This is a genomic window from Paenibacillus sp. FSL M8-0212 (assembly GCF_038004645.1).
Taxonomy (GTDB): Bacteria; Bacillota; Bacilli; order Paenibacillales; family Paenibacillaceae; genus Paenibacillus.
Genome location: NZ_JBBORP010000001.1, coordinates 2,405,678 through 2,431,482 on the forward strand (window position 1 = coordinate 2,405,678; position 25,805 = coordinate 2,431,482).

24 protein-coding genes are annotated in these 25,805 nt (G+C 47.8%); 1 reads left to right on the forward strand and 23 read right to left on the reverse strand.

Annotated elements, in window-relative coordinates; translation table 11 throughout:
• Positions 1–39: 39 nt before the first annotated feature.
• The 18 genes from hpt to pth all read right to left on the reverse strand — a co-directional run bounded on the left by hpt (position 40) and on the right by pth (position 20,009).
• On the reverse strand, positions 40–579 hold the full coding sequence (gene hpt / locus MKX68_RS10745) for a hypoxanthine phosphoribosyltransferase (RefSeq protein ID WP_017691352.1): 540 nt from the start codon (positions 577–579) through the stop codon (positions 40–42).
• A 52-nt stretch (positions 580–631) separates the two neighbouring features.
• Complete coding sequence (gene tilS, locus MKX68_RS10750; RefSeq protein WP_338589747.1) at positions 632–2,071, reverse strand: tRNA lysidine(34) synthetase TilS; 1,440 nt, start codon at positions 2,069–2,071, stop codon at positions 632–634.
• Between the two features lie 45 nt (positions 2,072–2,116).
• Complete coding sequence (locus MKX68_RS10755) at positions 2,117–3,064, reverse strand: serine/threonine protein kinase (protein ID WP_338589745.1); 948 nt, start codon at positions 3,062–3,064, stop codon at positions 2,117–2,119.
• Complete coding sequence (locus tag MKX68_RS10760; RefSeq protein WP_340911404.1) at positions 3,048–3,800, reverse strand: VWA domain-containing protein; 753 nt, start codon at positions 3,798–3,800, stop codon at positions 3,048–3,050. Before MKX68_RS10760 ends, MKX68_RS10755 begins: the two co-directional genes overlap by 17 nt.
• 85 nt (positions 3,801–3,885) lie before the next feature.
• Entirely contained in the window at positions 3,886–6,393 is a 2,508-nt protein-coding gene (spoIIE, locus tag MKX68_RS10765) for a stage II sporulation protein E (protein WP_338589742.1), read from the reverse strand.
• 473 nt (positions 6,394–6,866) lie between these two features.
• A complete protein-coding gene (locus tag MKX68_RS10770; protein ID WP_017691357.1) occupies positions 6,867–7,397 on the reverse strand; it encodes a S1 domain-containing RNA-binding protein in 531 nt (176 codons plus the stop codon).
• A 198-nt stretch (positions 7,398–7,595) separates the two neighbouring features.
• Positions 7,596–7,931, reverse strand: a complete 336-nt coding sequence (locus MKX68_RS10775; RefSeq protein WP_278297461.1) for an FtsB family cell division protein — start codon at positions 7,929–7,931, stop codon at positions 7,596–7,598.
• A gap of 11 nt (positions 7,932–7,942) precedes the next feature.
• Positions 7,943–8,512 carry a spore cortex biosynthesis protein YabQ gene (yabQ, locus tag MKX68_RS10780; protein WP_339787455.1) on the reverse strand — a complete coding sequence of 190 codons (570 nt, stop codon included), beginning with the start codon at positions 8,510–8,512 and terminating at the stop codon, positions 7,943–7,945.
• Positions 8,509–8,793 carry a sporulation protein YabP gene (gene yabP / locus MKX68_RS10785; protein WP_036606119.1) on the reverse strand — a complete coding sequence of 95 codons (285 nt, stop codon included), beginning with the start codon at positions 8,791–8,793 and terminating at the stop codon, positions 8,509–8,511. Before yabP ends, yabQ begins: the two co-directional genes overlap by 4 nt.
• A 172-nt stretch (positions 8,794–8,965) precedes the next feature.
• Entirely contained in the window at positions 8,966–9,244 is a 279-nt protein-coding gene (locus MKX68_RS10790) for an RNA-binding S4 domain-containing protein (RefSeq protein WP_340911408.1), read from the reverse strand.
• Entirely contained in the window at positions 9,244–9,516 is a 273-nt protein-coding gene (locus MKX68_RS10795) for an HU family DNA-binding protein (RefSeq protein ID WP_017691362.1), read from the reverse strand. The genes MKX68_RS10790 and MKX68_RS10795 overlap by 1 nt, the downstream gene beginning before the upstream one ends.
• 307 nt (positions 9,517–9,823) lie before the next feature.
• Positions 9,824–11,317: a nucleoside triphosphate pyrophosphohydrolase gene (mazG, locus tag MKX68_RS10800; RefSeq protein ID WP_340911411.1), complete on the reverse strand. Its 1,494-nt coding sequence runs from the start codon at positions 11,315–11,317 to the stop codon at positions 9,824–9,826.
• Positions 11,318–11,466: 149 nt separating this feature from the next.
• Positions 11,467–13,137: a putative polysaccharide biosynthesis protein gene (locus MKX68_RS10805; protein WP_340911414.1), complete on the reverse strand. Its 1,671-nt coding sequence runs from the start codon at positions 13,135–13,137 to the stop codon at positions 11,467–11,469.
• 165 nt (positions 13,138–13,302) lie between these two features.
• Positions 13,303–13,845, reverse strand: coding sequence for a stage V sporulation protein T (gene spoVT, locus MKX68_RS10810; RefSeq protein ID WP_036606123.1), 543 nt, complete (start codon positions 13,843–13,845; stop codon positions 13,303–13,305).
• A gap of 330 nt (positions 13,846–14,175) precedes the next feature.
• Positions 14,176–15,336 (reverse strand): peptidylprolyl isomerase, encoded by a 1,161-nt coding sequence (locus MKX68_RS10815; protein WP_340911417.1) that lies wholly within the window; start codon positions 15,334–15,336, stop codon positions 14,176–14,178.
• The gene (gene mfd, locus MKX68_RS10820) at positions 15,320–18,847 is read right to left on the reverse strand and encodes a transcription-repair coupling factor (RefSeq protein ID WP_338589727.1); all 3,528 of its coding nucleotides are present in this window, start codon (positions 18,845–18,847) and stop codon (positions 15,320–15,322) included. The genes MKX68_RS10815 and mfd overlap by 17 nt, the downstream gene beginning before the upstream one ends.
• A 272-nt stretch (positions 18,848–19,119) precedes the next feature.
• On the reverse strand, positions 19,120–19,350 hold the full coding sequence (locus MKX68_RS10825; protein WP_017691368.1) for an anti-sigma-F factor Fin family protein: 231 nt from the start codon (positions 19,348–19,350) through the stop codon (positions 19,120–19,122).
• Positions 19,351–19,448: 98 nt separating this feature from the next.
• Positions 19,449–20,009, reverse strand: coding sequence for an aminoacyl-tRNA hydrolase (gene pth / locus MKX68_RS10830; protein WP_036606126.1), 561 nt, complete (start codon positions 20,007–20,009; stop codon positions 19,449–19,451).
• A 139-nt stretch (positions 20,010–20,148) separates the two neighbouring features.
• Between pth and MKX68_RS10835 the strand changes: the two genes are divergently transcribed.
• Positions 20,149–20,349 (forward strand): hypothetical protein, encoded by a 201-nt coding sequence (locus MKX68_RS10835; protein WP_024633712.1) that lies wholly within the window; start codon positions 20,149–20,151, stop codon positions 20,347–20,349.
• Between the two features lie 298 nt (positions 20,350–20,647).
• Here the strand turns inward: MKX68_RS10835 and MKX68_RS10840 are convergent, their stop codons facing one another.
• The 5 genes from MKX68_RS10840 to ispE form a co-directional block, all read right to left on the reverse strand.
• Positions 20,648–21,601: a ribose-phosphate diphosphokinase gene (locus tag MKX68_RS10840; protein ID WP_017691370.1), complete on the reverse strand. Its 954-nt coding sequence runs from the start codon at positions 21,599–21,601 to the stop codon at positions 20,648–20,650.
• Positions 21,602–21,702: 101 nt separating this feature from the next.
• Positions 21,703–23,094, reverse strand: a complete 1,392-nt coding sequence (gene glmU, locus MKX68_RS10845) for a bifunctional UDP-N-acetylglucosamine diphosphorylase/glucosamine-1-phosphate N-acetyltransferase GlmU (RefSeq protein ID WP_445671114.1) — start codon at positions 23,092–23,094, stop codon at positions 21,703–21,705.
• Between the two features lie 355 nt (positions 23,095–23,449).
• A complete protein-coding gene (gene spoVG, locus MKX68_RS10850; protein ID WP_017691372.1) occupies positions 23,450–23,734 on the reverse strand; it encodes a septation regulator SpoVG in 285 nt (94 codons plus the stop codon).
• A 188-nt stretch (positions 23,735–23,922) separates the two neighbouring features.
• Positions 23,923–24,750 carry a pur operon repressor gene (purR, locus tag MKX68_RS10855; RefSeq protein ID WP_017691373.1) on the reverse strand — a complete coding sequence of 276 codons (828 nt, stop codon included), beginning with the start codon at positions 24,748–24,750 and terminating at the stop codon, positions 23,923–23,925.
• Between the two features lie 98 nt (positions 24,751–24,848).
• Positions 24,849–25,703 (reverse strand): 4-(cytidine 5'-diphospho)-2-C-methyl-D-erythritol kinase, encoded by an 855-nt coding sequence (gene ispE / locus MKX68_RS10860; RefSeq protein WP_036606140.1) that lies wholly within the window; start codon positions 25,701–25,703, stop codon positions 24,849–24,851.
• Between the last annotated feature and the right edge of the window lie 102 nt (positions 25,704–25,805).

Consider the following 25,805-nt stretch of genomic DNA (forward strand, 5'->3'; position numbering starts at 1 on the left):
GAAGCCAAGAACAGCTCAAGGCTTGGGTCGGGCAGGATATTAGCTACTATAGACTTCCGGCTTCAAAATCCCGATATAGGGCAGGTTCCGGTACTTCTCCGCAAAATCCAAACCGTAACCAACGATGAACGCGTCAGGAATGTCAAAGCCTGTGTAATGAGCTTCCAACTCAACTTTACGGCCTGAAGGCTTGTCGAAGAGCGTAACCACACGCACCGACTCGGCACCGCGGTTTTCCAGCAGTTCAATCAGATAGCTGAGTGTAAGTCCGCTGTCGATAATATCTTCGACAATCAGAACTTCCCGTCCTTCAACGGATACATCCAGATCCTTAATGATTTTAACAACACCTGATGACTTGGTGGAAGCGCCATAACTGGATACCGCCATAAAATCCATTTCAACAGGTACCGTTATGTTTTTAACCAAATCAGCCATAAATATAAACGCACCCTTGAGCACACAAATGACCAAAGGATTGCGATTTGCATATTCGGCACTTAGTGTTGCGCCTAATTCCTTGACTTTACTCTGAATTTCTTCTTCACTGATCAATACTTCCTGAATGTCGTTCTGCAACTGTGCGAACCTCCTAAGTTATACTATGAAAGCCTTACCTGAACCATAACCACTACCCCTGAATCGCTGAATCGCCTACAGTCATGTACAGGATTGCGGAAGTGCCCTCCCTGACAGGGGCCACATTGGACCGTCGAACACCCGGTAACCAGATGATATGACCTGCTCCATCACATACCACAGGAATTCGTGGACGGACAGATGGGGGGATTTTCTCATCGATGAAAATATTTTTCACCTTTTTGCTTCCGTTTAATCCCATCACTTTCATGGTATCTCCAGGTAACCGTGAACGCACAACCAGCGGCAAAAGCAGTTGATCCGCATCAAACGCGGCTTGATCCGCCGATTCCGGTACATGATAGTCCTCGGGACTCACCGTCATCAACCGAATATACCGGTTAATTGGGGTGAGTGAAAGCTCAGAAGTTCCACTCCATTGCGCAAGACGATACTCGTAAGATTGATCCTGTACGTCTGTCCGTATGCCAAAAGAAATCAGATTATACTCCCGAGTGCAGGCGAGTGTCTGTCCTATATCCAGGCTCCAGGTCGTCACATGGGTCTCCATGACCTTGCGTCGAATGGTTTCTATACGGGTAAAGTCGACAAAATCACTGTCCAAAGGCAGATAATTCAATATTAGTTTAATCAACCTTCGTTGTAAAGCGACATGTAACTTCAAGAAGGAAGGCACCTCAAAGGTTTGCCTTCCGCCGTTCACCTGCACTAGACACCTGTATGTGTCATATGCACTCTGCTCCATGAAATCGTCTTCATCACCCACAATTTCGGCAAGCCGATTCAATGACGGCGTGAGTTGTCCATTATACTGCCCCAAAAAAGGAAGCACATCCAAGCGAATGGCATTACGCCGATATTTACGCAAGGCGTTGCTCTCATCATTGAAATACATAAAACCCTGGGTATTACAAGCTTCTACAAGGTCTGTCTTGTTTATACGAAGGCATGGACGAATAAGTTCCACATTTTTTTCTCGTCTTTTAAACTTCATTCCTGAGAGTCCCGACAAGCCGGTTCCACGAAGCAAATGAAGCATGACCGTCTCCGCCTGATCATCCGCATGATGTGCCAAAGCGATGCTTGTCGCATTATATTTGGAAGCCACTTCGTACAGAAAAGCATATCGCTTGTTGCGGGCTGCTTCCTGTGGTCCTTGACCCGTCAACTCCATATATGAAGGTACATCGGCCTTGGTCCATTCAAATGTAATACCAAGCTGCTGTGCCAGTTCCATCATTTTCTCCGCTTCTTCATCAGATTCGGTCCGGAAACCATGATGCACATGGGCACAGATCAATTCAAGCGGGACATGTCGCTTGCTGATCTCGTGCATGATATGCAAAAAAGCTACCGAGTCCGGCCCGCCCGATACTGCGACGACAATCCGATCCCCGGGAACCCATAACTGATGCTCTTCCGCTGCATCCAGCACGTTCTTCACCAGCATGTTCCAGCGTAAAGCCTCCATACCTGTTCCTCATTCCTTGCGTTATGTATATGCACTCTCACAGAATCAGAAACGTAGTGCATAGATGAGCACTCCAATAAGTAATATCACAGATGCAACAAATGCGTTCTTAAGCCAGCGCGGTGTTGTACTTTTGGAACGACGACGAAGAGGCGTGGGGCGTGCCATCATTTCCTTCCACCCTTGTGCCGCATGACCTGCATCACGAAACTGACCTCGTAAGGCCTGAATCGTCCAATTGCGAAAAGGACCCAGTCGTTCACTGCGCTCCACCAGCGCTACGAGCTGGTTCACACTTCGCAGTTGCGGTAATCCTTCGGCTGCCAGTGCCTTAAGCGCGTCTGCTTCAAGTACATGAATCAACAATAATGCGAATGCAAATACATCATAGGTACCATCTGCCGTACGGCTGCCTGCATTCCAGAAGCCCCGATCATACCATTCGGTGAACTGTTTGACGCTTCGACCAATCGACGTAACTCCGCCGTAGTCGATCAATTCCACCTGCCCATAGTCGGATACCAACACATTCTGAGGTTTGAGATCACCAAACACCCATCCCGCCTGATGCAATTGTGCCAGCTTCTGCAAGAGTCTAAGTCCCACCAGAAGTGTCCAGTCTGTCCCCTGACGCCGAATGAAGTGATGAAGTGCCTCACCTCTAACGTAACGCATCACATAAAAGGGAATATCCCGGCCACGAACGGCATAATCATCCACATCTTTAAGATAGGAAGGAATGCCGCTCTGCCGAAGGGCCTCATGATTACGCTGTAGTTGAAAAGATTTGAGCACATTGACTTCCGATTGCAGATCAACCGGATCAAATCCCATTTTTAGCGCGTAGTGTTTGCCATTTTCACCCCGTTGGACAAGAAAAACGATGCCATTAGCTCCTTTGCCCAGTAGCTTCCGAATCGTGTAACGACTGCGATTCCATTTCCCTGTAACCACTGTTCCTGGCGGGAAAGAGGCGTCAGACAACGTTGTCACCGAGCATCCCTTCTCTTTCAATGCGATAGTTCCCTTCTATTTCCTGCTGTTTCTCCAGTGTACCATAACGGTAAAAATCAATCACCTTCTGAATTGCAGGACCTGTCGGCGTTGCACCCTTCATCTGCAACCTTCCAAACAAGGACCGGACACGGCCCAGATCCGTTGTCCAGTCAATATCCATTACTGCATCTTCTCCACTGTGTCGTCCCGGAAAATGAAATACGGAAAGCTTGCTCTGACCTATACGCGCCTGCAAACTCAACATTAAATCACGGATGCCTTCTTCTACCGCAGCCAGTTTGGGCTTCATGCTGGCACTGACGTCTATTAGCAATATAACCTGTAAGGCTGTAGTTTCAGCCATATCATCCATCACTTCCACGACCCGGGCGCGTTGTGCAGGCTCCAGATCGGTTACCGTTTTGGGCTCCTTCTCTCCCAAAATTTGTGTTAACTCTCTATTAACCGCCTGCTGAATGGTCTGAACCACCGTTTTCCTTGTCATCATCTGCATGGTATGGGCAAGCTGCCGTGTACCTACAATTTGGCTGATTCCACCTCCGGCTCTGGCAATATCCTCAATCTCCCGACTGCCCAACTCACCAATGGTTCCATAATCAATCAAGCCAACCACATTAACCGTAATCCCCTCTTCCTGTGCTTCGGCCGCTGCCAGCACCGGACTTGGTCCTACATTGGAACAACCGTCGGTGATTAATAAGATTTGCTTCATCCGATATCCCTCCGTTATTCGTTACTCTCCAACTCTATGACTAGCATTGCCAGAATGAAGAGACTTCAAACAGAAGAATATGCAATTAGCTGACGGTCCGTGGACGCTCCATCCGGTTGATGCCAGGCACACGCAGTGTGGCCCATTCAGGGCGGAAATGCTCTACTTTTCCAACAACGACGGTCATATCATCCAAAATCTCATGCTGCTGGTATCTTATGACACTTTCAAGCAGGCAATCGGCCAAATCTTGCGGATCATCTGTATCAATCTCTTGAATGAGCCGTTTCATCCATAACTCTTTGTTCACAGCATACCCCGGTGCATCATAGATGCCATCCGTCATCATAATGAGGATATCCCCAGGTTGCAGCTGTACCGTCACCAAATCCACTTCGATATCTTTAATAATACCGATTGGCAAATTACTAGCTGAAACTTGAATAACCTCCTGTCCACGTTTGATAAAACTTGGCGTCGATCCGATTTTCATAAACGTTGTCTCTGCCGTATATTCATCAATCAGCGCCATATCTACTGTGGCATACATCTCTTCAGGGGAGCGCAGCATCAGAACGGAGTTCACGGATTTGATCGCCAGTTTCTCGTCCATGCCGGACTGTAGCAACTGTTCCAGTATATTCAGCGCTGCGCTGCTCTCCATACGTGCCCGTTCTCCATTGCCCATTCCATCACTGAGCGCCACCGCGAATGTACCGTTGCCTAATTCAACCGTACTGAAGCTGTCGCCTGACATCACATCTCCCCCTTTGGCAGCAGCAGCAACACCGGTAGTTACCTCGAACGTTTTGGCTGAACCAAACGTAACAGTCGCCAGTCCCTGACGAGGATCGGTCATGGTCTCATGCAAGACGGCAATATGTTCGTCCAATACATCCGAGATCAGCGGAGCAATCATTTTCCGGCACTCATCAAATCCACGTGTATATGCATGCACAATCTCAATTTCAACATTGCCCGCTTCCAGATTGATGATCTCGATAGAGTGAATGGACAGGCCCAGTGACTCCAGTGCGTCCCGAATCTGCTCCTCCTGCTGTACCATCTCCTCACTTTCCCGCTGAATTTCTTTGGCCAGGTCCTCCATGACCTGAGATACACCGGACAATTGCTCTGCAACCAGCTGCCGGCTATCGATAATCTGGCGTTTCCACTGCATGTTATGTTGATGCAACCCATACTGGGCACGCATGACTTCAAGAACTTCTTCCGGTTTCGCACATACCCTGTTCCAGTCCACTGGAATCTGCTTGCCTGAGATCTCCGGGTTTCCTTCAATGGTACTCATCACGTCCGTCATATATTTGTAGGTTTGAATAAACTTTGCATCCCAGCATTGCGTACGCTTGAAGCAGCTTGCACATGTGCCCTCGGCAACCGCATTCATGAAATGATCCATTCCACCTTCTTTCTGTACCGTTTCGCCTGCACCGGACATCTGATCGAAGCTGCGTGACAATTGACGGAATACCTGCGAGAACCGGGTTACCCGTTCTGCTGTGATATCCCGTATCCGTTTGGCATACTCATGCTGGGATTTCGTATGATCCTGCGTACCCGGTACATATTTGGATATCGCCGTCATCAGGCTCTTAGGTGTCAACATAAACAGAACAATAGCTGCACACGTCTCCCATAATGAATTCATCACATCACCTGGACCACCCAAGTATATGGATAGAATGGACGAACCAAGCAGCATGCCCAGTGCAACCGCCGCACGTTTACCCTCTCGAAGCATACCTGCAAGCATCCCGGCAAAAGCAAGCAGGCTCATCTGATACACCGCTGACATGTCAGCCAGACTCAGAATCAAGCCGGTAATGACCCCAACCGAGGCTCCGAGGGGGGCTCCGCCCACCAGCGCAAAGATTAATATGAGATAACGGGAAAGCATATGCTCGACGGATAAGGATTGAATGGTCCACCCTACGGCTCCCGTCATAACGGAAGCGAGCAATATAATCAGGCAGAGGATCTCCTCGTTCTTTAGGCTGAACTTTTTTTTGCGGTAAGTGAAAATCGGTATGGCTTGTATAAAAACTAGGGTGAGCACGAAACTTAGTACGGAATCCATCGTGAGCATCAGCATCGCGTACCAGCTGAAGGATGGCCCGATCACGACCGCGAATAATTTGACCATAAATGTAGTCGTAAACACCATCGTTGGTGCATAAGATAATTCAGCACGATCATATGACTCCAGCCCACGAAAGAGCAGATAAAAGATAGCGATCTCCGATGCAACAATGAGTGGTACTGGAAACGGTGCAAAGAGACTACCTGCGAGTAGAGCGGCGCCTACCGGAATGATGTAATCCCTGCGCATGAAAGCAATCACGGCGAAGTAAGCAATGGCAAAGGGAGATAACTCATTCAGGATCATCGCCTTTCCGAGCAGGAATCCCATAAACGTTAGCAGCAGTACCCATTTGCGGGAAGCAACCATCTGGACAGCCTTGCGGGAGCCAAGCCATTGTTTCAGACGTACAGACAGCTCCTCCCGAGCTTCCGTACCTCCTTTACCTGCTTTCATTCCCGGAAATTGAATGACATTCCACTTTTCCATCATCCTCAAGGCACCCCATTCGATTAATTTGAATTTTCGTGTTTCGTTCTCGATGGTTCTGATTATAGATAGATTAGAAGACGTAGTTTGTCAGAATAGGTGGGCAGGGTCCAAAAAGTTTACGACAAAAGAAACAAGCCTGGCGCGGTGGAGCGAAACCCCCGGCCTTATTGTGGTTTCATTCATTCTGCTACTTGATTCAGACAATCGGAATGTCTGATTTTGAACCGGCGATGGTTGGGTCTCGCCATCATTTGAGCAGGATAACTGTGGAATGCCACGGAAACCTGTCGGTAAAAAATGGTAGACGACAAATGTTCTTATGGTTCCATTTTGCCGTGCAGAAAAACTGGGGATATGGAGCTTCACCTTACAAAAAAAGCTATTCAACTACTTATCTGTGAAAGAAACGCAAAAAAACCGTTAGCCCATGGGCTAACGGTTTTACTTATATGTTTAGATCAGGTTGTGACAGATTACACACGCTTGGCTCCACGGCCTCCGCGTTTGCCTTCTGTGTTCTTCTTAAGCGAAGAGATCCGCTCTTCACTATCTTTCAGGAAGCGTGACATTTTATCCTCAAATGAAGGTTTGCCTGCTGCGGGCTTGAAAGAACGGCCTCCGCGGTCACCACGGTTAAATCCACCGCCGCCACCACCACGACCTTGGCCACCACTTGGGCCTCCGCCGCTGAATCGTTCGCGATCTCCTCCACTGCGTTCCGGTCTAGGAGCTCTCGGGGGTCTAGATTGGGTTTGTTGCTCAACCGGTTTGTCAACAGCTTGCTTAATGGAAAGTCCGATCTTGCCATCCTTGTCAACGTTGATAACCTTCACTGTAACGAGGTCATTCAGCTTCAGGTGGTCGTTGACATCTTTGACGTAATTGTCGGCGATTTCCGAGATGTGAACGAGACCCGTGACACCTCCTGACAGATCCACAAATGCTCCAAAATGCGTGATTCCTGTCACCTTGCCCTCTAACTTGGTGCCCACTTCAATTGCCATAGAATAAAATGATCCTCCCTTAAAAATATACAACCCGATTTTTTGAATGCCAAAATCAATGCTGCGCTAATGTAATTATACCTTATGCCGTAAACCAAGGTCAACTGAACACTACCCTATCAGAGAGCCTATTTTTTCCGGTTTAACGGCTTCAGACACACGGATAACAAACCTAGCTCGGTAATAGACCAAATTCCATCAGTTCCCTGACTCTTCAACCTGAATCGGCGTTTCCTCAGGAAGATAATATCCTTTTTTCCGTGCCAGTTGTCCTATGTATTCAGGGTCATTCAACCGGCTGACTTCGTACTTCAACTGTTCCAGCTTCTTCAACGTATCTTCCTTTGAAGCTTGCTGAGTGGCCAGATGAGAACTCTTGTCCGAAATTTGTGCAGTCTGCACAAGGAATGTATATCCTGCCCATATTACAAATACAATCATAAACGTCATCCAAAGCATGAGGCGCCTTTTTGCACCGGCAGATTTTCCTTGGTTAGTTGGAGCCTTTGCTCTGCCCACAGGTGTTTTACCCATTACGGACCTCCTTAAAACCAGCGTTTCCACATCGCTGCAATTCTTGTACCCACACGGATCATGAAGCGTGGCGTTACCCAATGTTTCAGGAGCGGCCTAAACATCCAGCGGAACAACTTGCCGAAAGGTACCAAACACTGCAGCACCAGCCTGCCCAGGAATAATAGTATCGCAATTACAAAACCGAATAATACGCGAACTAACTTATAAATTCCTTTAACCGGCATAACGATCAGGATGTTAAGGATATGTCCACACCAATGAATCAGCGTTCTTGCGAGTTTAATTAACATTACCACAAAACGCTGGGTTGTAACACTTAAAAGCCAAAAATAGAAGCAAACCCCTATAATCAGCCCCAAAAAGACATAAAACCGCAACTGTCCGTGGTTTCCGGCGTATAGCATCCGAAAAACGAACAGCGCGGAAGCAACCCAGTACAACAGATCGAGCGTGTGAATACTCCATCTCGGAAACCGCAGCTGTCCGGACAGTACCCGGTAACTGTCGTAGGCCATTCCCATCACGACCCCCGAAGTAAGCATCCACATCAATGTGATCCATTGAGTGTCCGGACTCATCGGAACATCTTGCCAAACAGGCCTTTACCATTTTTGGACTGGGAACCGGGGTCCAGATATTGGAGCGAACTGACTGTGCCTTCAATGGATAACAGACCTTCCTCCAGGCTCAGGTTTTTGATATGTAAATTGTGCCCCCGGATGGTCAGATGCCCAAGTTCAGTCTGCAGCAAAAATTCCTCACTGTCGAAGCTCTCCACGTTGGAGACACCCGTCAGATCCAGCAGTTTCCGATTCTGCATGCTCAGATGATGCTGTTTGGCCTTACCGTGCTCAACCATGGCATGTACCCCTCCTTCTTACACCTAGCTTATGGGTGTGGAGGTTCGAATAGAACCAGCGTTGTTGAACAAATAACTGGGCATCCAGTAAAAACAAAAACGCCCTTCCCTTTTACAGGAGGACGTTTCGATTTAACTTGCATTGAATGAATATTTAATACCAGATGTACTGTTACCAGTTCATTCCGTTATCCTTGACGATCGGCTCTTCCTTCACCAAGGTGTAGAGGCTGCTCGCCTCATCCTTCTTAGTACTCTCGGCAATTCGTTCCACCCTCACGGTGACCAGTTTCTGACCGAACTGAACCGTCAGCTCATCGCCCACTTTGACAGCGGCGCTAGGCTTTGCTTCACGTCCGTTCACCAGAACACGTCCCTGTTCAGAGACGTCCTTGGCCACAGTGCGGCGTTTGATTAGCCGGGAGACCTTCAGGAATTTATCAAGACGCATTATTTTACGGCTTCTTTAAGTTTGTTGCCTGCTTTGAATGCAGGAACAGTAGACTCAGGAATCACGATTTCATTCCCTGTTTGTGGGTTACGTCCGGTACGACCGGAACGTTTGCGGGTCTCAAAAGTGCCAAAGCCGATCAATTGTACTTTGTCTCCGCTGGCAAGTGCATCTGTAATTTCTCCCAAAAAGCCGTTCAATACGGACTCAACGTCTTTTTTAGTCAAACCACTTTTGGTTGAAATGTTGTTAATCAGATCTGTTTTGTTCATTTTTAAAAGCCTCCCAAATTGAAAAAAAAGTATCTGCGATTCCTGACAATACATGGATTGCCGCTGATTCGCGTTAGGTCACTACACATGTATTCTGGCTTGGCATCTGAAATCCTGCCTTGGTCCGCGACTTTTTTTAGCTTTTTGTCGATGGTCCGCAGGGAACAGTCTAAGACCAGTACCCGAAACTATCCGGCGCTAAACACCAACTCCAGTTTACACAGATGAACACATGTTCGTATATCATAACACACTGCATAACATGATGGAATAAGGTTTATCGGTATTTTCCAGAAAATTGAACCCGTTATAATCCTGCCTTCTTCGCATCCTGCCAGAATTGCTCCATCTCTTCTACATTGCTATCTGCTGGTGTTCTTCCCTGTTCACGCAAACGCTCCTCGATATACTGGAACCGCCCAACGAACTTGCGGTTGGTCGCAGCAAGTGCCTCTTCCGGGTCCGTATCGATAAATCTTGCAACGTTCGCGGCTGCGAATAATAAATCCCCCAGTTCAAGCTTCCGTTCTTCCGCAGACTGGCCTTGTTGCACCGCTTCTTTCAACTCCGCCAGTTCTTCCTCGATCTTGGCAAACACACCTTCAACATCATCCCAGTCAAAGCCAACTTTGGCTGCTTTCTTCTGTAACTTGTATCCCTTCATCAATGCAGGCAAGTCACGCGGTATACCGTCCAGCACGGAAACGTTCTGCTGATCCTGGCCTTTGCGCTTCTTCTCCTCTGCTTTCATCTGTTCCCAGTTCAGAAGAGCTTCATTCGCATCTTCTGCCTGATTATCTCCAAACACATGTGGATGGCGGAAGATCAGCTTATCATTCAAGCCCTCGATGACATCATACACATTAAATGTGCCCACTTCTTCTTCCATCTGGGAGTGCAATAAAATCTGCAGCAGCAGATCACCCAGCTCTTCTTTCATATGGTCGGGATCATCCTCATCGATCGTCTCAATGACCTCATAGGTCTCTTCAATCAGGTTTTTGCGAATGGATTGATGTGTCTGCTCCTGATCCCATGGACAGCCACCCGGACTGCGAAGAATATTGACGATCTCATGCAAACGTGCAAAGGATCGACGACGCAGGGCATCATCGGTGTTCTTCGGGACATAGATCAGTGACAGATTGCCGTATCCTTCGATCCGGTCCAGTTCGTGCAATGGAATCTTGTGAATGACCTCCTGGCCCTGTACACCCAACGCGTGACCCACAAATACCGGATAATCATCCGGGTAAACCTCCATCAGGCATAGCTTCACATCCGAAGCAGTGAACACATCGTAGACTTGTCCAATCAATGTATGTAGCTGTGGTTGTACCAATTCCGTGTTCAGGCTGCTGGCATCCAGGAGTTGAAACCCTTCGATTGGATCGAATCCAAGCCGTATAAAAGCTTCATCCAGAAAGCTCTCCCCGCCCATGACACGCAGTGAAATGCCCATCTGCGGACAACGCTCTTTGAGCAGGCGTACACTTGCTTCTGCCACCATCGGATGACCCGGTACGGCATACACAATCTCGGTTCCGGCCTCACCCTTGCGAGCGGCTTCTATGAGTTGATTCGCGATCTCATCATATACTTCAGGGAAGGAGGACTTCGCCTCATAGATAGCATCAAATGATGTCATCTCCAGCCCCTCTTGCTTCAGAACATTCAATACGGGATGATCCAGGGTACGTACATACAGCGTAGCTGCATGTTTCATTTTTTTGATAATACCTACGGTCAGTTGGTCTGCATCTCCAGATCCAAGACCCACTACGGTTAAAGCTGCACTCATTACGTAAACCTCCATCCGGACTATCCTGTTCAGGCTCACTGATTCATCGTGCCTGAACAGGACTAATTACACGTATTATACCAGAATCATTCGATATCCTATAATTGCATATTCGTGGTGCATGATGCAGAAGCACCGTGAGCATGAAGCTAGCGCAGCACACGGAGTCTGCGCAGCAGCTTGGCAAGGTGAGGCCCCAACTTGGGCACAGCCGCCAGCTCCGCGGCGGTCAGTAGCCCTGTCCGGGCCGCCACCAGCAAGAACACGGCCGAGCCTGCGGCAATGCCCAGCAGGCTCACGCCCATCGCGGCCAGCCGGCGGTCGGCCGCGATACCCATGCCGCCGAGTACCGCTTCGGCGGCCAAGGCCGTGCCTACCGCCGCCAGACTCATGGCGGCGATCACCAGCGCCGGCTTCGCCAGGACGGCGCCAGGGGCAGGGCGCAGGGCGACAAGTCGCGCCAGCAGCGCCACATTCAGGCCAGCCGCCAGCATGTAGGCGACTGCGCCTGCCAGGGCCGCGCCGCTGATGCCCAGCGCCGGCACAAGCATGACGTTCAGCAGCGCCTTGACGCCTGCGGCGGCCAGCATGCTGAACGCGGGTGCGCGCACGGCGCCGAGGCCTTGCAGCAGCGCCGCCGCAATAATGCTGACGGTGCTGCCCGCAGCCGTCAGCGCCATGTACCGCAGTGCTTCGGTGCCTGCGGCATCTCCGTACAGCATGCGGTTAATCGGCTCCGCCAGCACCGCGAGACCCGCGGATGCCGCCAGGCCGATCAACCAGAACCAGCGCAGCGCGAGGCCTGCTTGCTGCCGGACGGCTTCTGGCCCGCCCTTTAACCGGGCTTCCGCCATCGCCGGAATAAACAGCACAGATAGTGACGTGGCCAGCATCGTCACCAGTTGAACCAGCGGCAATCCACGGTTGTAGATGCCGAAGGAAACCATCGACTGAAGCTCATCCAGCCCTTCTCCCCGTAGCAACCGGGGTACGGTGAAGGTATCCACCAGATTCATCAACGGCACGGCGAGTGACCCGAGACAGACGGGAATGGCATACATGAGCAGCGTCCTGATCCATTCCCCATTGGATCTTAATCGATTTGATCCAACCTCTCCGCCGTTACTGCTCCATTCCGAAACCAGTTGCCCAGTTCGCACTTCCTTGCCTTTCCGCCGATGACGAGCCATGTACCCTAACATGGTAAGCAGCCCAACCATTCCGCCGGCAACGGATCCCATCATGGCACCAGCAGCAATAGTCTCAAGCGATGCGTCCCGTCTCATCAACCACAGAAGCAGAACAATCATGACGGTGACACGTATCGTCTGCTCCACCACTTGTGATACCGCTGTTGGAACCATCTGTTGTAATCCCTGAAAATATCCACGCAGCCCTGTCATCACCGGGACGAACAATAACGCCCATGAAGCTGCACGAATCGATGGAACCACATGGCGGTTGCCAATCATGTCAGCGATCAGTGGCGCACCTGCATACATCAAGAGCGCCATTATAATTCCAATTCCCCCGAGCAGTAAGGAAGATAGTCGAATAATTCTTCTGCTCTCGTCTGGTCTTCCAAGTGCATTCTGCTCTGCTACGAATTTGGATACGGCCAGAGGCAGTCCTGCAGCAGCAAGTGTAATAATGAGCATATATAACGGATATACCGTATTGTAGATGCCAAATACACCGTCTCCCCCCAGATTCTGCAGCGGAATCTTCTGAAAAGCACCAATGATTTTAGAGATAATGGCAGCAAGCCCAAGTATAAATGCACCCTGTAGCAGCCTTGAGCCTGTAGACGGCTGTTTCATAAGTCCCTCCCGCGTAATCCTTTTAAGCATACCTTGCTATTATAACTGCCTGAAGGCACACAGACTAACCCTCCCCATCACAATCATCCGGATTAACTTCGTTGCCCCTTAAAATGCAAAAACTCCCGTATGCCCAAGACAGGGCACCAGGAGTTGATCTGCGGTCTATTGTTCCATTTGCTTGCCAAGGAAACCAGCAGCTGTCTCGGACATCTTCACTTCCATCTGAGACATCTTCACCGATTCATCCTTATTGAACAGGATAACCGTTCCGATGGGGTCACCACCTGAAATAATCGGCGCAATAACAAAAGAGGATAACGTCTCGTCATGATCTTTGCTAAGCTCATAAGAACCGTTGTTTGTTTCCAGAATGGTCTTCCTGTTTTCCATACATCCCTCTAACAGTTGACCTACCTGCTTGTCCAAATACTCTTTTTTCGAACCACCTGCCACCGTGATAATGGTATCCCGGTCAGAAATCATCGTTACATGTCCTGTACTCTCATACAGGGATTCTGCATATTCTTTGGCAAAATCACCAAGTTCGCCAATTGGCGAATATTTTTTAAGGATAACTTCTCCATCACGATCCACGAAAATTTCCAGTGGATCACCTTCACGAATACGTAACGTACGGCGGATTTCTTTTGGAATGACCACACGACCAAGGTCATCTATACGGCGGACAATACCAGTAGCTTTCATTTCACATGTTGCCCCACTTTCTCGAGAAGATTTTTCAACTACTGTTCCTTAATGGGTAGAGGAAAGTCCCAGAACGTTTAGTGTGATATCTTGACCATAGTATTCATCTGTTCCCATTTCCTTATACATGCTTCGGAGAATATAGTTGTGTAACTTTCGAAGAAGGCGACCATGTACCCATACGGCTTGAATATATACAAGAAGAAGCAAGAAGGAGGTCCTAAGTCCTCCCCTTGCTTCTCTGTATGGTTGTCCATATTTACGTAGTACAAGGCATTCATTCGGGCGAATTTAACCCTGAACGTATGCTAACACAGCAATTTTGCCAGCTTACTTGCTGCTTGTACCTTCATCTGTAGTTGCATCTTTGTCTGTTCCAGTCGTACCTTGGTCAGTCTTGGTATCCGTACCTGTGGAGTCATCCGTTTTTGGTTCGGTTGTTTTCTCTCCTTCAGTTCCTGTACCCGTTGTTCCTTCAGTCGTACCTTCAGTTGTGCCTTCTTCAGCTTTTTCTGTTTTTGGCAACTTCACTTCTTTTACGATTTTGTCCAACTCATTTTGCATGAACGTATCGATCTCAGCAGCTGCCAATTGGCTCTTCAGGCTTTCTTTTTGCTCAGCCGTCAATTTGGTGAAGTCCGCTTCAGTACGAGCTTCCACTTTCATGACGTGGTAACCGTACTCTGTCTCTACTGGATCACTGATTTTGTTCAGCGGCAACGTTTTTGCAGCTTCCTTAAATGCCTCTACCCAGCTGCCTACAGGTGTATTTTCATACAGTCCACCCTTTTCAGCAGAACCTGGATCTTCTGAATATTTTTTTGCAATTTCAGCAAAATCAGCGCCGCCATCCAACTTGGTTTTTACTTCTTTTGCAATTTTAAGTGCATCTTCTTTTTTACGCTCTTTTTGCGTTTTTGGATCTGTGAAGTTAATCAGCACGTGACGAACGGAAGCCGTTGTGAACTGATCTTTGTTTTTCTCAAACTCAGCCTTAATTGCATCGTCCGTAACGCCTGTTTCTTTGTCTTTGATTACTGTCATGATCCGAGTCATGTAGTCTTTAATGTTATCGTCTGTCAGGTTCTGAGCTTTGAGCATTTCTGTCCATTGATCTGCCTGAACAGAAGCTTTCATTTTATCGAATTGCTCAGTTGCCGCTTTGGTACCGGCTGTTTTGGCATCTTCGCTTGCTTTGCCACTCAGATATTCATAAGCAACTTCCTGTTTCACCAGATACTCTTTGAAATCGTCCATATCCATCATTTGTGCATACTCCGGATAGAGGAATTTCATGACACGTTGCTCCATGTCGAATTCATTGGCTGTAATAGTACCACCATCATACGTAGCGACTACAGCACTTGTATCCGTCGATTCCGGTGTTTTTGCTTCTTCCTTCTTGCCACATGCAGCAAGCAGTGATAAGGATAGTACTGCGACCATGCTCACAGACAGTACTTTTCCTACTTTTTTATACTTTGGTAACATCCTTTAGTTCCCCCTTTGATTTAAAAGCAGTTTTCATGGACTCCAGAATTTTCTCTACCAGCTCCATCAGTTGCTTATCCCCAAGCCCCTTGCCTTTAGCGTGAATCAGCATATGGGGTCCTTGTTCAAATTGTACACGTCTTTCGAACTGATTTCCAATGTGCGCGATTTTCGAGAGTTCAAAGGCATGTTCACGCCCTTCATAAAACTTCACGGTAATGTCCTCACCACGTTGGGAAATGGACTCAATACCGTAGATTTTGCCGTATACTTTCATCCGCGCAACAGCCAGCAAGTTAATGACGGCTTCCGGAAGATCACCGAATCGGTCAACCAATTCGTCTTCCAACTCCATCGCATCGTCGAAGGATGCAATAACCGCCACTTTTTTGTAGATCTCAATCTTCTGAATACTGTCATAGATATAATCGGACGGCAAGTAGGCATCGATACTGAGATCCAGGGTTGTGTTCCACTGGTCTGAAGGTACCGGCTCTTCGCCAAGCATCGTAACTTTGCGTTTGTTGATCTCCTCTGCGAGCATCTGGGAATACAGATCAAACCCAACGGAAGCGATGAAACCATGTTGCTCCGCTCCTAGCAGGTTTCCCGCACCACGAATCGACAAGTCACGCATGGCAATTTTGAATCCTGAACCCAGTTCAGTGAATTCTTTAATTGATTGCAGACGTTTCTCAGCAACTTCAGTAAGCACTTTATCCCGTTGGTACGTAAAATAGGCATACGCAATACGGTTGGAACGACCCACACGTCCGCGCAGCTGATACAGCTGGGACAGTCCCATTTTATCCGCATCATGTACGATCAGTGTATTTACGTTCGGAATATCTACCCCGGTCTCGATGATACTTGTGCTCACAAGCACGTCATATTCACCATCCAGGAAGTCCAGAATCGTTTTCTCCAACTCTGTTTCCGACATCTGACCATGTCCCACACCAACTTTGGCTTCAGGCACAAGTTCAGAAATTTCGGCAGCCATCTCCTGAATTCCCTGAACACGGTTGTAGAGGTAATACACTTGCCCACCACGGGCAAGCTCACGCTCAATCGCTTCACGAACAAGCGCTTGGCTGTGTTCAACCACATAGGTCTGCACCGGAAAACGATTCTCTGGTGGAGTCTCGATAACGGACAGATCACGCACACCCAGCATGGACATATGAAGCGTACGTGGAATCGGCGTTGCCGTCAGTGTCAGCACGTCCACATTGGTTTTCAGCTTCTTCAGTTTTTCCTTATGGGTTACACCGAAGCGCTGTTCTTCATCAACAATGAGCAGTCCCAGGTCCTTGAACACCAGATCCTGCGACAGCAATCGATGCGTCCCGATGACAATATCCACTGTGCCTGCCTTGATGCCTTTGGCTGTTTCATTCTGCTCTTTACGGGAGCGGAACCGGCTAAGCACATGAATGTTGAACGGATAACCGGAGAAGCGCTCACGGAACGTCTCAAAATGCTGCTGTGCCAAAATGGTTGTTGGCACGAGTACAGCCACCTGTTTGCCTTCAATAGCTGCTTTAAATGCAGCCCGAATAGCCACCTCGGTTTTGCCGTAACCAACATCCCCACACAATAAACGGTCCATTGGACGGTTTTGTTCCATGTCCTTTTTGATTTCTTCGATCGCACGCACCTGATCACGTGTCTCATCGTAAGGGAACATGTCCTCAAACTCCTGCTGCTCTGCAGAATCCTTGTCGAATCCAAATCCTTTGGAGGTCTGACGCTCGGCATACAGCTTGATCAGATCATCAGCAATATCCTGTACGGATGTGCGGACTTTATTTTTAACCCGTGTCCACTCATTTCCGCCCAGCTTGTATATTTTCGGTTCTTTCTCTTCGGAACCAACATATTTCTGAATCAGATCGATCTGCTCAATCGGTACAGACAGTTTGTCTCCACCCGCATAGAGAATATGCATGTAGTCCTTATGAATACCACCAACCTCGAGGGTGCCGATACCAAGGTACTTACCAATCCCGTGGTTCTGGTGAACGACATAATCGCCCACTTTTAGCTCACTATAGGATTTGATCCGTTCAGCATTGTCTACATTCCGAATTGGTTTGCGTACTTTACGCTGTTTTTGCGAGAACATCTCGCCCTCGGTCACGACAGCCAAATGAATGGACGGCATTTCAAATCCCGTTTGCAAGTTACCGATCATCATCTCTGGCTCTGGAATATCATAGTCCATCAGTACCCGGCGCATCCGCTCGAGTCTCTCCTCACCGTTTGCCAGCATGAGCACTTGAACTCCGGCCTTCTGCCAGCGCTCCATCTCTGCCTTCAATACGTTCATCTGTCCATGGAAATCCTGCATGCCACGACTGATGAAGTTCAGAATGTTTTGTGGTTGGGTATGTGGAACCTGACGCAAAAAGATTGACATAAACAGCGTCTGGAATGGACGCTCATACAATAGTTCATCACCGTCTGCGGATAATGGAAGGTCCGGAAGTGTTTTTCCGTTTTGCATCAGATGCAGGTTCCACTCCGATTCATCACGGTCAAGCTGTTTCGATGTCTCCGATAGTCTCGCAGGTTCATCAAGAACCAGCAGGGTATCTTCTGGCATATAGTCGTAAATCGTTTTGTTCTCCGGATAGAGCGGAGAAATATATTTATACATTTCAGAGAAATACACGTGCTCCCGCAAAAGCTCGATCTCCCGGTGAATTTCTTCACGAAGACGCAGCTTCGCCTGTCGATCCGTCATTTTCTCCAGCTGTTGCTCCAGCAAAATAGCAGCCGCATCGGCAGCCTTTTCCATACGTTCACGATCTGCAATTAATTCCTTGCATGGCAAAACCGTAATCTCTTCAATCCGTTCAATTGAACGCTGATCGGCCGGGTCAAATGTCCGAATGGAATCGATTTCGTCATCAAATAACTCCACTCGATATGCGATCGATGAAGTAACCGGATAGAAATCGATGATACCTCCGCGTACACTCATCTCACCACGAGATTCTACGCGCTCCACACGCTCATATCCGAGTTTTACCATCTCCAGCAGGAAGGAGTCCAGTTGAAGTGTGTTGCCCTGTTTAATCAAAATTCGAGCATTGGCCATCACTTCCGGAAGTGGAACATAACGTCTTACCCCGGAAAATGGAATAACAACAACGCCCCTGAATCCCTGGGCGCAGCGGACCAACACATCAATACGCTGACCCAATGTTTCCGGGCTGGAAACAGCAGCTTCAGCAGCGACAAGTTCGTTGGCAGGATAGATCAACACCTGATCAGGTGAAAGCGCTTCCTGTAAATCTTCTGCAATTTTTTGAGCTGAAAACATATTGTGCGTTACTACGAGCAATGGTCGGTTCATTTCCTGATGCAGAGCAGCCAGCATAATCTGACGCGCCGAGCCGGATAGACCCGAAACCAATTGTTCCTTCATGCCGGACTTGATTCCGGCTGTAATGGACCCGAAGTCCGGATCTTTGGAAAAAGCCTGTATAAGTGCTTGTAACAAAAGGGGCACCTCTCTTATAACTTACTTGATTATCTCACGCATACGCGTAGCATCACTATTAAAATGGATACAAATTCCTTTTTGTCCTGTTTCATCATATCGGATTACTCGCAACATTGCCACATCTGTTGATGCGGCTGAGCCTAATTTCGAGCTAGCGATGGCTTTCATGCCAACTGAAAAGAAGCCTCAGCAGGCTGCCAAGGCTATAAAAGGTGGAGCGTTATTACGCAACCGCCCTCAACTGTCATTCGATCCTGTACGGGCGATGTCTACTGAAGCGGACTCGCGAGCAGGCTAAGCTCCGGATTGTGCTCCAGGGCTTCCTTACAGTAATCACATGTAATCCGAACGGTAATGTCACCACCGGAATTATACGCTATTATATCCCTCCGCTCGTCGGGGGTCAAGAAATGAAAGCCAAGCTCTACTTCCGTTATCCGGGCAGAATCGATTCGTCCAATAAAGGTACGGCAATGCCTACATACGTAATTCACTGACATGTTTATGCCTCCTGAACATGGTTTATACATCCAGTATGTCCAGTATGGCTGAATCGAACCCGTCTTGTATGATCATTTTACCAGTATGTTTTACAAAATTAACCGTTAAACTTCGCCATTGTTTGTTCAAACGTATGAGTCAAGCTATGCTCCAGGGCATCACACGTTTGCTCAATGGTCTGATCAAGGGCTTCCTTTTCTTTCTTCATGAATGTCGACAGTACATAATCAACAATGGCATGTCCTGGTTCAGGCCGGGATATTCCCATGCGCACCCGGTTAAACTGCTGTGTACCGGTATGCTGAATAATGGACTTGATTCCATTATGTCCGCCTGCACTACCTTGGTAACGCAATCTGACTTTGCCAATCTCTGTATCCATGTCGTCGTACACAACAATCAGATCTTCAAGACTAACTTTATAAAAATCCATATATGCTCGAACCGATTCACCAGACAAGTTCATATAGGTCATTGGTTTGATCAATACGGTTTTCACACCGCCAATATTGCCTTCTCCAATCAGCGCTTTACATTTATTCTGTGTAATGGAGATATTATGACGATCAGCCAACCGATCCAGTGCCATAAAACCGATATTATGACGGGTTTTGGCATAGTTCGAGCCTGGATTTCCAAGTCCGACAATCCACTTCATCTTGTTCCCTCCTTCGGATTAGACTGAGGTGAGGCATAGACTTCGAATGTTATATTTCATATAATATCAGGAAAGTAAAGATCGATTTACTGTAGTATTTACAGTTCATATTTTATCGACCCAGGAAGGTGAGCGGGTTTTGCGCGAAGACAATGGACAACTGACTCAACATAGCGATTTTATCTATCATCTCGAATATCACGTACCTGTACAGGTATACGACCGCGACACCCATATTGAGATTGGTCTAATCACACGTTTCGATAATCAATTCGTCGAAATTGCCGACACGCTTTTTCATCGGCGTCGTTTCCGATTTATCTCCCGCCCCGGGTATTAACCATATAAGATGAACGAACCATTTTACACTGGATCACTGCGCGTGCAGAAACATCTTCCGATCGCTGTTATCCCCAGATTTTTTTGATTCGCTTTTCAAAGGGAAAATCCGGTGATAAAGGCGAACGCTTCACTTCTTCAGATCTTTTCTGCCCTCTTCGATCTGTGTAAATTAGTAGTTCAAATTATATGGACTAACCAGCGTCTGTTTCACTTTTAATAAAACGGCACGCCGACAGGGGTTACATTTTCCATTGAACCGGAAAACGTAACCCCTCTACTACTTTATGCAGACATCCTTATTCAATTTCAAACAGCTTGCTGATTGACAATTCCTCATGAACCCGGATAATCGCTTCTCCGAGCAAAGGCGCTACAGACAACACTTTGAGTTTGCTTGTCGGATTAGCATGCGTAATTGGAATGGTATCCGTTACGATAACTTCCTTCAATGGTGCATTCTCCAAACGTTCCATCGCAGGTCCGGACAATACCGGGTGAGTACAGCACGCGTATACTTCTTTTACGCCGCCTTCCATCAGAGCATTCGCTCCCAGTACAATCGTTCCCGCCGTGTCAATAATGTCATCGATCAGGATGGCTGTTTTACCCTCGATGTTACCGATAATGTTCATCACTTCGCTCACATTTGGCTCAGGACGACGTTTATCGATAATCGCCAGGGGTGCATTCAGGAAATCAGCCAGTTTACGTGCGCGCACTACGCCACCGTGGTCAGGCGACACAACAACCGGATTTTCGATCTGTTTCGACCGGAAATATTGAGCCAGAATTGGTACGCCAAGCAAATGGTCGACCGGAATGTCGAAGAATCCCTGGATCTGCATTGCATGCAAGTCCATCGCGATGACACGGGTTGCACCCGCTTTTTCAATAAGGTTAGCAACCAGTTTCGCTGTAATCGGGTCACGCGAACGTGCCTTGCGATCCTGTCTTGCATAGCCATAGTAAGGAATAACGACGTTAATCGTCTTGGCAGATGCCCGTTTGAGTGCATCAATCATAACGAGCATTTCCATCAGGTTATCATTAACCGGCAAGCAAGTGGACTGCACGATGTAAACGTGACAACCCCGAACACTCTCGGAGAGTTTCACTTGAATCTCGCCATCACTAAAGCTGGTTGTATGAGATTCACCCATAGGGATCCCGATATAATCAGCAATTTGATGGGCAAGCTTGGGGTTAGAATTGCAAGTAAATATTTTTAATTTCGAATCAAAATAAGTCATAAAATAAAAACCCTCCGTGCTGGTTCATTGGAATCAATAAGCGTCTGCGACATGTCGGCACCTCCCCGATCTTCGGGAGGCAATCTTGTTATCAAAACCCCTTATTGGGGTTTGGCATTTTGTTTCTTGGCTTTGGCACGTCCGCGAATCTTCTCCGCATAACCAGGTTTATTCTCCTGACGTGGACGAGCAATGGCCAGATCATTCTCGGGAACGGAATGGGTAACGGTGGAGCCAGCAACCACATAAGCGCCTTTTCCTACCGTAATCGGTGCAATCAGATTGACGTTGCTGCCTACAAAAGCATCATCTTCAATCGTTGTCACAGCTTTATTATAACCATCATAATTGACAGTTATTGCCCCGCATCCAACATTTACGTTTTTCCCTACTTTGGCATCTCCAATATAGCTGAGATGAGATACTTTGGAACCTTCATCAATTGTAGCATTTTTCACTTCAACAAAGTCACCAATTTTTACGTTGCGGCCCAGTTTAGTACCTGGACGCAAATTAGCATATGGACCAACCGTTGCATCAGAACCAACCTCGGCATTGGATACTACCGAATGTTTAATTGTAACTCCGTCCTGAATAACGCTGTCTTCCACATCTGCCTGAGGACCAATATGACACGCTTCACCGATGGAAGTTGTGCCTTTGAGGATTGTCCCCGGATACAAAACTGTATCTGATCCAATCGTAACATCCGCTCCGATATATGTCGATGACGGATCAATGATTGTCACACCGTTCAACATATGGCGTACGGCAAGACGTTCACGCATGAAGGCTTCGGCTTGCGAAAGTGCAAGTCGGTCGTTAACCCCGATGGATTCTGCGATGTCATCCGACATGTAAGCTTCAACCACTTCTCCATCATTGCGGAAAATGCCAACTACGTCTGTGAGATAATACTCTCCCTGAGCGTTCTGGTTCGTCACTTTTTCCAGGGCTGCGAACAATTTTGCATTATCGAAACAGTATGTGCCCGTGTTAATCTCATTCACAGCATCTTCCTGCTCCGTGCAATCCTTCTGTTCCACAATCCGTTGTACAGATCCATCTTCTCCGCGAATAACGCGGCCATAACCTTTGGGATTGTCCAACTGAGCCGTAAGAACTGTCGCTGCTGCTCCGCTACTCTCATGGAGCTTCATCAGACCTTCCAACGTCTCACTGGTCACAAGCGGTGTATCTCCACAGACCACAATTGTAGAACCTGTCTCTCCGCCAAGCAAGGATTTAACCTGCTTCACTGCATGACCTGTACCCATTTGTTCCGCCTGAAGTGCATACTCCGCTCTGGAACCCAAAAATGACTGCACCGCTTCGGCACCATGACCGACTACAACCACACTGCGTTCAACGCCTGCGCTGAGTGCTGCATCCAGCACATGTCCAACCATAGGTTTACCACATACGGGATGCAGTACTTTGTACAATTTTGATTTCATTCGTTTTCCTTGCCCTGCGGCAAGAACGATTGCCATTCGTTTCAAAATTAACGACCTCCTGTTCTGAAAATCCCATTGAAATGCACTGCTGATCTATATCCAATGAGTATCGTTCAGCCGGCTTCAAGCCGGTCCTGTTCATCGCCTGCTGTCTCTGTAATCACACGTAACAACGCGGACACCTACGAATCGTGACCTATATGTATACGCCGTGTACCTGCGAGCTTAACCGAATCCCAATGATTCCTAAGATGCCGCCCTGCCACCAAGCGCACGATGCGCTTTTTGTTCTCTGCTAATAAACTCAATACTGAATATATCTTATTCCGGTCAAAAAGAAAAGAGAGCCATAAGACATGGCTCTCTTTTCCTTCGAACCCCAATAATGTTCTCAGGCACCTTCTTCAATGACTTCTTCCTCAGTTGCCGCACGATCGTATTCAGTCAAAACTGCTGCCTGAATCTTCTCACGCGTACCGGAAGAGATCGGGTGGGCGATATCACGGAACTCTCCATCAGGAGTACGCTTGCTCGGCATAGCAACAAACATTCCGTTGTTACCATCAATGACACGAATGTCATGAACGACGAATTCGTTATCGATGGTAATGGATGCGATAGCCTTCATTCTCCCCTCCGAGTTAACACGGCGGAGTCTGACATCCGTAATTTGCATGTGTGTGTTCACCACCTTTTTCCATCAGAACTTGGTGTATAATTCCACACAGCATATACGAACTCCTTCTTTTTATAACCACAAAAATTTCCTAATTTCAGGAATTTTTTTATTTAATACACAATTCGACAACGTTCATGCCAGGTCGATGGAAAAGACCTTTTAACGACATAACATTCGTCATCTTTCTACAGGTCAAAATAGTTGCCAGGCTTGACGGAAATCTGTCTGCTCTTGGCATCGACCGCTGTCAATTTCGCCAGAGATACATAATCTGTTAGCAGGCGTTCTTCTGAATCTACAGAACCAGATTCCACCAGTACCCCTACCCCGGCAACTGTAGCATTAAACTCGGCCAAAAGATCGATCATTCCTTGCACCGTACCCCCGGCCTTCATGAAGTCATCCACAATAAGTACTCTGGAATGCTCACGCATCGCCCTACGAGAGAGGGACATGGTATGCAGACTTTTATGGGACCCGGATACATAATTGATACTTACGGCCGATCCTTCTGTAGCCTGATGGTCCCTGCGTACGAGCACAACAGGCAGGTTGAGCTGGGCTCCGGTCGCATAAGCCAGTGGAATTCCTTTGGTTTCTACCGTCATAACCACATCAATATTCATATTGCCAAAGGCCGTTGCAAAAATCTTGCCGGCTTCATTCATCAATGCGGGCTGACCAAGCAAGTCGGACATGTACAGGTATTCTCCAGGCAAGATCCGATCAGGTTGCGCGAGCTGGGTCGAGAGCCGCTCCGCAAATGCCAGTGCCAGTTCTCGGGATACCTTCGGAATCCATCTTACTCCCCCGGCTGCTCCAGCCAGTGTATGCAGTTCTCCTGACCCACCTTCTTCGAACACTTCCTTGATAATCGCCAAATCTTCACTAATTGAAGACTTTGCGGCTCCATAACGTTCGGCAAATGTGGTCAACGGAATAACCGTATGCGGTCTGGACAATAAGTATTGCGTCATTTCAACCAGCCTTGCGCTTCGTTTTAACTTCTTCACAGAGATCCATCCTCACGATCACGGAAACATCCAAATCCGAATAATTATTTAAAAATATACCACCTTTATACGTGTTTGTACATTATAAAAGCGAACTTTTACGTCAACATACGTACAGCGTACACTTCTTTACAGAAACCACGCAGACCATTGTATATCCGGGCAACCTTTGATTCTTTGGAAACCAGCCCAAATACCGTTGGGCCACTACCGGACATTAACACGCCGTCTGCACCCAATCGAATCATGGCATCCTTAAGATGCTGAACTTCCGGATACAGCTTCAACGTTACATCTTCAAGCACATTGCCCATCTGGTTACAGACTTCCGTAAATGATTGGTTGCGAATAGCCTGCTCCATTTTAGCCGCACTGGGATGACGAACAATCTTGTCACTGCGGAAACGTCCGTACACATCGGCTGTAGACACATTAATCGGAGGCTTGGCCAGAATCACCCAGCATTGCGGCGGATTAGGAATGGGAGTTAACTTCTCACCACGGCCTGTAGCAAGTGCAGTCCCTCCTGTGATACAAAATGGAACATCAGAACCAAGTTCAGCTCCAAGCTCCTGCAGTTCGTGATCCGGTATATTCAACCGCCACAGACGGTTCAATCCACGCAGCGCTGCTGCTGCATCACTGCTGCCCCCGGCAAGTCCGGCTGCAACTGGAATCTTTTTATCCAGATGAATATGGACGCCCGTACGCACGTTATAGCGCTCCTTAATGAGTCTGGCTGCCTGGAAAGCCAGATTCTTCTCGTCCAGCGGAATATAACCCGCCTGACTGGAGATGAAAATAGTATCTCGCGGCAGCTCCGACATTTCCAGTCGATCAGCCAGATCGACCATGGTCATGATCATTTCAACTTCATGGAATCCATCGCTTCTTTTATGTAAAACGTCCAGCATCAAATTAATTTTAGCAGGCGCTTTTTCGTAAATTTTCAAGGCGTTCACCCGTCCTCACCTTTTCCCTAAGACAACTTAACATATTATATCAAAATGGGGCTGTCAAGTCATTTCTATTCCGCATCTAAGGGGAAAAAGCGG